Genomic DNA, 6,951 nt, shown 5'->3' on the forward strand with positions numbered 1-6,951 from the left:
GCGGATTCTGTCGGATACCTGATTCCGGCGCTCGACTGTGCTGCGTGAAGCATCGATCGTTTCTATCCTGACGTGTTCATTCCCCGGTGACGCGTGTGGAGAGCTGTGGATCAGCGACAGGTACGACGGCTGGCGGAGCAGTCCGCCAACTTCGGATTCCTCAAGGATCATCCACTCCTGGTCTGGTATGGCGCGGGCGCCGAACTGCTCGTGTACGTCGACGCGCAGGCGGCGATGTTCAAGCTCCGTGCGTTCGGCGACGAACTGGCGAAGGATCTGGTGCGCCGCACCGACGCACGGCCACACGGTGACAAGTTCTTCCACCGCGTGCAGGCGCTCCAGACCAACGGCACGCTCGTTCCGGAGATCTACCGCGCGTTCGATCGGCTTCGTGACCAGGGCAACCGCGCCGTACACGATCATCTGGGTGAGGTGCGCGCCGCGCTGGAGCTGCTGCGGACCTGCTTCGAGCTGGGCGTCTGGTTCCACCGCGCGCTGACCGGCGACCGCTCGCCGATCGGCTTCGTCCCGCCCACGCCGCCCCCTCAGCAGGTGCCCCAGAGCGTCGCCGACGCGCTTGCGGCCGAGCTTGAGCGCTACAAGAACGAGCTGGCGCAGACCAAGCTGCTGCTCGACGGCAAGCCGTCGCTGGTGCAGGCCCAGGCCGACGCGCAGGCGGCGGCGGAACGGGCGGTCCGCGCGGCGAGCGCCCGCCAGGGCGAGGCCGCCGCCCTGGTGGCGAGCCTGGAGCCGGCGGCGCACGAGGCGCAGCGGGCCGCCGAGCAGCGGAAGCCGGCGCGGGTCTCGGCCGCCCGGCGGGAGGAGTTCATCGCCCGTGCGCGCCGTGCCTCCCACGAACCGCTGAACGAGGTGCAGACCCGGGTTGAGATCGACAGGCAGTTGCGTGCCGCCGGCTGGGTGGTGCAGGACGAGAGCCGGATCAACCTGTTCGCGGCCACCGGTGTCGCAGTCCGTGAGGTGACGCTGGCTACCGGCCGCGCCGACTGCCTGCTCTACGTCGACCAGCGACTTGTCGGCGTGATCGAGGCCAAGCGGGAGGGAACGGCCCCGCGCGGGGTGGAGGCGCAGCTCGACCGCTACCTGAGCGGGCTGACCCCGGCGCAGAAGCTCAGCGCCTGGCGGCGGGACGAGCCGTTGCCGTTCGGGTACGTCGCCACCGGCACGGAGACCGCCTTCGTCAACCGGCTGGACCCGTTCCCGCGTACCCGGGAGGTCTTCGCCTTCCATCAACCCGCCACCCTCGCGCGGTGGATGCGGGAGGCCGACGACGATCCGGCCGCACCGACGCTGCGGGCCCGGCTGCGGCGGATGCCGGCGCTGGACCGGCTCGGCCTGCGACCCGCGCAGGTCGACGCCGTCGCCGGGCTGGAGCGGTCACTCGCCGAGGACCGCCCGCGCTCGCTGATCCAGATGGCGACCGGCGCGGGCAAGACCTTCACCGCGGTGACCGCCAGCTACCGGCTGCTCAAGCACGCGCGCGCCGCCCGGATCCTGTTCCTGGTCGACCGCAACAACCTCGGCAAACAGACGCTGCGGGAGTACGCCGGATACCAGGCCCCCGACGACGGGCGGAAGTTCACCGACCTCTACAACGTCGACCGGCTCTCCGGCACCGGCATGCTCGACTCGTCCGCCGTGGTCATCTCCACCATCCAGCGCCTCTACGGCGCCCTGCGCGGCGTCGAGCTGCCCGACGTGGACCTGGACGACCGCGACTACGACAGCTACGACCTGGACGAGCCGGCCGAGGTGACCTACAACCCGCAGCTCCCGCCGGAGACGTTCGACCTGATCGTGGTGGACGAGTGCCACCGCTCGATCTACGGCAAGTGGCGGGCGGTCATCGAATACTTCGACGCGTTCGTGGTCGGGCTGACCGCCACGCCGGTCAAGCAGACGCTCGGCTTCTTCCAGCAGAACCTGGTCTCCGAGTACACCTACGAGCAGGCCGTCGCCGACGGGGTCAACGTCGACTTCGACGTCTACCGGATCAAGACGGAGATCACGGAGAAAGGCGCGGACATCGAGGCCGGCACCGTCGTGCCGCTGCGGGACCGGCGCACCCGGGCCGAGCGCTACCAGGAGCTGGAGGACGACTTCACGTACGGCGGCAGCCAGGTCGGCCGGTCGGTGATCTCGAAGGGCCAGCTCAAACTGGTGCTGGAGACGTTCCGGGACAAGCTCTTCGAGGAGATCTTCCCGGGCCGGTCGACGGTGCCCAAAACACTGATCTTCGCGCGGGACGACAACCACGCCGAGGAGATCGTGCAGATGGTCCGGCTCGTGTTCGGCCGGGGCAACGACTTCGTCAAGAAGATCACGTACGCCTCGCGCCGCGAGGGCGACAACCCGGACACGCTGATCCAGGCGTTCCGCAACAGCCCGGAGCTGCGGATCGCGGTGACCGTGGACATGATCGCCACCGGCACCGACGTCCGGCCCCTGGAGTGCGTCTTCTTCCTGCGCCCGGTGCGCAGCTCCACCTACTTCGAGCAGATGAAGGGGCGCGGCGCCCGGACCATCGATGCCGCCGACTTCCAGGCCGTCACGCCGGACGCCGAGGTCAAGGACCGGTTCGTCATCGTCGACGCGGTCGGCGTCACCGAGGCCGACCTGGACGAGGCGGTCCCGCTGCAACGCCACACCGAACGGCAGATCTCGCTGCGCGACCTGCTCCGCAAGGCCGGCACGCTGACCGCCGACGCCGACGAGGTGGCCACGCTCGCCTCGCGGCTGTCCCGGCTCAACCACCAGCTCACCGACGACGAACGCGCCGAACTGGCCGACCTCGCCGGTCAGCCGCTCAAGGACATCGTGCGCGGCCTCACCGACGCGGTGGCCCCGGAACAGCTCAACCCGGCCACCCAGGCCGGCCCGGCTGCGGTGCGGGACCTGCTGGCCGGCGCGCTGCGCCCGCTCGCCGCGAACCCGCCGCTGCGGGAACGCATCCTGGAGATCCGCCGGGCACACGACATCACCATCGACGAGGTGAACACCGACCGCCTCATCTCGGCACAGGGCGTGCCGGCCGAGGAACGCGCCCAGGTCACCGTGAAGAGCTGGCACGACTACCTGGAGGAGCACCGCGACGAGATCACCGCGTTGCAGGTCTTCTACGACGGCCGGGGCCGGGTGGGGTACGAGCAGCTCAAGGAACTGGCAGCCCGGATAGCCCGGCCGCCGCAGGCGTGGACGCCGGAGTCGCTGTGGAAGTCGTACGTGCTGCTCGGGCGTACGGCCGAGGCACCCGGCAACCGGGGGATCACCGATCTTGTCAGCCTCGTCAGGTATGAGTTGGGGCTGGACCAGGAACTGCGCCCGTACCGCAGCCTGGTCGAGGAGCGCTTCCGTGGGTGGCTGCTGCGACAGGAGCAGGCGGGCGCTACGTTCACTGCCGATCAGGCGTGGTGGCTGGAAAGGATCAAGGACGTGATAGCGGTCAGCGTGGAGATCAGCCCGGACGACCTGGAGGGCGCGCCGTTCAGCGAGCGGGGTGGGATCGACGGGTACGCGGGCGCATTCGGGGAGCGCGCCGAGCCACTGCTGACCGAGCTGAACCAGGAGTTGTCCGCGTGACTACCTTGCCGCGGGGTTGGGTGCAAGTCCCGCTTTCAGACGTTGCGGACGTGCAGGGCGGCATTCAGAAGCAGGCGAAGCGCAGGCCCATCAAAAACAAGTTCCCGTTCCTCAGAGTCGCCAATGTGCACCGTGGGAAGCTCAACCTAGTGGAGGTTCATGAGGTTGAGTTGTTCGATGGTGAGTTGGCGCGATTTGAGCTGCATAAGGGCGACCTTTTGGTTGTCGAGGGCAATGGTAGCCCCGATCAGATCGGGAGAGCTGCCATTTGGGACGGCAGCATCCCCAACTGTGTGCATCAAAATCATCTGATTCGAGTGCGCCCGACAAGTGCACTGTCGCATGAGTATTTGGAGCTCATCTGGAACTCGCCGCCGATCGCGCGTCATCTTCGTAGCGCTGCTGGTTCTACTAGTGGTCTGTACACGCTGAGTACGGCGAAGGTCAAAGCAGTCCCGATTCCGCTGCCACCGGTGCCTGAGCAAGCCTTGATTGTTTCGCGGGCTAAGGAGGTCCTTTCCAGAGTTGATCGGCTTCTAGAGGCAATTCAGGGAGTGGAAAGAAAAGCGGCTGGCCTTCGCTCTTCGCTGCTTGCTGAGGCGCTCAAGGGGCAGCTGGTGTCACAGGATTCGGATGATGAGCCAGCGTCGGTTGCTGTTGCGCGCATTCGGGCTGAACGGGCAGTCGCGCCTCCTCGTGCCAGAAGTCGTAATGCGAGCTCCTTGAAAACCGGTCCAGCCTCGCCCGGCGATGCGTCGAGCGGTACTTTTCAGCAGGGAGCGCTGCCGCTGTGACGCGGGGGAATAAGCGATTTAGATCGCGCGGCATCGACCGAGAGGTGGACTGGTGACGACGGCAGATTCGCGCCGGCTGGTGCAGAAGCTGTGGAACTACTGCGACGTGCTGCGCGACGACGGCGTCTCGACCATCGACTACGTGGAGCAGTTGACCTACCTGCTGTTCCTCAAGATGGCCGACGAGCGGGCACGTCGGCCCATGCGGCCCGAGAAGATCGTGCCCGACGAGTTGAGCTGGCAGACCCTCCTCGATGCCGAGGGCGACGCGCTGGAGGTGCAGTACCGGCACATCCTGACCGGGCTGGGCAAGGAGGGCGGCACCCTCGGCACCATCTTCCGCAAGGCGCAGAACAAGATTCAGGACCCGGCGAAGCTCAAGCGGCTGATCGTGGACCTGATCGGCAAGGAGTCCTGGTCGGGCACCGGCGTCGACGTCAAGGGCGACGCCTACGAGGAGTTGCTGGCCAAGGGCGCCGAGGACGCGAAGTCCGGCGCGGGCCAGTACTTCACGCCCCGCGCACTGACCGCCGCGATGGTCGACTGCATGTTGCCCACGCCGGACGACACAATCACCGACCCGGCCTGCGGCACCGGCGGCTTCCTGCTCGCCGCCTACGAGCACATTCAGCGGCACTACGGCGGCGCACTGACCCCCGACCAGCGGCGGCGGCTCGCCAATGGCGCGATCACCGGCACCGAGCTGGTCGACGGCACGGCCCGCCTGGCCGCCATGAACATGCTGCTGCACGGCATCGGCACGCCGAACGGGCCGTCGCTCATCACTGTCGGGGACGCACTCGGCAAGGAACCTGCCAGGCGGGTGAGCCTGGTGCTGGCCAACCCGCCGTTCGGTCGCAGCTCCTCGATTCGGGTCGTCGGTGAGGACGGCCGGTCCAGCCGCGAAGAACGCGAGATCGAGCGGGGCGACTTCTGGGCCACCACCGCCAACAAGCAGCTCAACTTCGTCCAGCACATTGCCTCGCTGCTGGAGATCGACGGTCGGGCAGCCGTCGTCCTGCCCGACAACGTGCTCTTCGAGGGCGGCGCGGGGGAGACGATCCGCCGCCGGCTGCTCAAGCAGTACGACCTGCACACCCTGCTGCGCCTGCCCACGGGCATCTTCTACGCGGGCGGTGTGAAGGCCAACGTGCTCTTCTTCGAGCGCAAGCGTGCCCGTGAACAGCCGTGGACCCAAGAGCTCTGGGTGTACGACTTCCGCACCAACCAGCACTTCACGCTGAAGCAGAACCCGCTGCGGCGCGAACACCTTCAAGACTTCGTCGACTGCTACCTGCCCGGCAAGGACCGCGCCGAGCGGGTAGAGACCGAGCGCTTCCGCGCGTTCTCGTACGACGAGTTGATCGCCCGGGACAAGGTCAACCTCGACATCACCTGGCTCAAGGACGCCTCGCTGGAGGATGCCGACTCGCTGCTGCCCCCCGAGGTGATCGCCCAGGAGATCGTCGACGACCTGCAAGCAGCTCTTGCGGAGTTCGCCGCCATCGCCGAGGCGCTCGGGTCGAGGTCGAAGGATGCCACTGCCGAGGTGTAGCGGACCGATCGTCAGACGTGCGGCGGTGATCGCACGTGGGCCCACCCGACGAACCGGGCGAACAGGGCCTGCGGGCCCGGTGCCTCGTCGGGATTGAGGCGGTGCAGTTCCAGAGCCGCGTCATAGAGCTGCCTGCACAGGTAGACAGACAGTCCGATGCGGTCACCCGCGTACTCGGCCACCAAGGCGAGTCGCGCCTCCGCGCACGGCCACGGGTGAGCGCAGCGCTTGCAGATCCAGAGCGGACGCATGGGTACGTGCGGACGGGTGCCGGTGCTCACGCCGGCACCCGTGGTCGTGCTGCCGTACGCGCACGGCGGCCGATGCTCGGGCCTTCGCCGGCTGTGACGTTCAACCTGCGCAGCCCGGACGGCTGCACGAACAGCTCCCGTTTGGCGACCGCTTCGCCCTTGCCGTCCAACTCGTACGCCTCGATCCAGGTCCAACCGTCGAACGTGGAGCGGTCGACGATCTCCCGGATGACCCGCACGGTGACCGGGTGGCAGAACTGCACGCTCGCCCTGCGGTCGAGGCGGAACAGATCTCCCGCAGTGATCGGACGAGCGTTAACGGCGGCTCGTCGGGACTGGTCGCGGTGGCCTTGACCAGATGCGCGAACGCCACCTCCAGGCAGGGGTGGTCCTTGCCGCAGCTGTACCGTCGGCGTCCTCGACGTCCTGCGCCGAGGTAAGGGTGAACCGGTTGCTGTGGCGTCGGTGCGCTCACCCATCGGGCCTCCCGTCGTGCGGATGACAGGCACGCACGCCCGGCCGTCCGGGGGATTGGTCGGCCGAGCGCTCTGCGCGGTGGGAACGGACCAACTCCGGTTTGCAGACCTGGGAGCCGGTCAGTTCGAGCTTTACACAACTAGTCACACATAGCAAGGACGACAACACGCTGCTTGTCACGACTAAGGCGTGTTTCGTAAGTCGGGCTGGCAGCGTCGAGGTCACGGTGTGGCGGTGATCGACAACTGAAGAGGTCTCCGGTATCTGGTTCTGCGAC

Annotated in this window: 5 protein-coding genes; 3 read left to right on the top strand and 2 right to left on the bottom strand. The window is 67.6% G+C overall.

Annotation, left to right across the window (positions count from 1 at the left end):
- Positions 1-105 precede the first annotated feature (105 nt).
- The 3 genes from AB0C17_RS05610 to AB0C17_RS05620 are packed head-to-tail and all read left to right on the top strand — an operon-like array spanning position 106 to position 5,946.
- The gene (locus AB0C17_RS05610; RefSeq protein ID WP_357476793.1) at positions 106-3,597 is read left to right on the top strand and encodes a DEAD/DEAH box helicase family protein; all 3,492 of its coding nucleotides are present in this window, start codon (positions 106-108) and stop codon (positions 3,595-3,597) included.
- On the top strand, positions 3,594-4,391 hold the full coding sequence (locus tag AB0C17_RS05615) for a restriction endonuclease subunit S (RefSeq protein WP_357476796.1): 798 nt from the start codon (positions 3,594-3,596) through the stop codon (positions 4,389-4,391). Before AB0C17_RS05610 ends, AB0C17_RS05615 begins: the two co-directional genes overlap by 4 nt.
- 52 nt (positions 4,392-4,443) lie before the next feature.
- Entirely contained in the window at positions 4,444-5,946 is a 1,503-nt protein-coding gene (locus AB0C17_RS05620) for a class I SAM-dependent DNA methyltransferase (protein ID WP_357476799.1), read from the top strand.
- 11 nt (positions 5,947-5,957) lie between these two features.
- On the opposite strand, the gene AB0C17_RS05625 is transcribed toward AB0C17_RS05620, so the two are convergent.
- Positions 5,958-6,197, bottom strand: a complete 240-nt coding sequence (locus tag AB0C17_RS05625; protein ID WP_357476816.1) for a hypothetical protein — start codon at positions 6,195-6,197, stop codon at positions 5,958-5,960.
- 26 nt (positions 6,198-6,223) lie between these two features.
- Positions 6,224-6,460, bottom strand: a complete 237-nt coding sequence (locus tag AB0C17_RS05630; RefSeq protein WP_357469475.1) for a hypothetical protein — start codon at positions 6,458-6,460, stop codon at positions 6,224-6,226.
- Positions 6,461-6,951: the final 491 nt, after the last annotated feature.

The organism is Micromonospora sp. NPDC048887 (genome assembly GCF_040649715.1).
Classification (GTDB): domain Bacteria; phylum Actinomycetota; class Actinomycetes; order Mycobacteriales; family Micromonosporaceae; genus Micromonospora.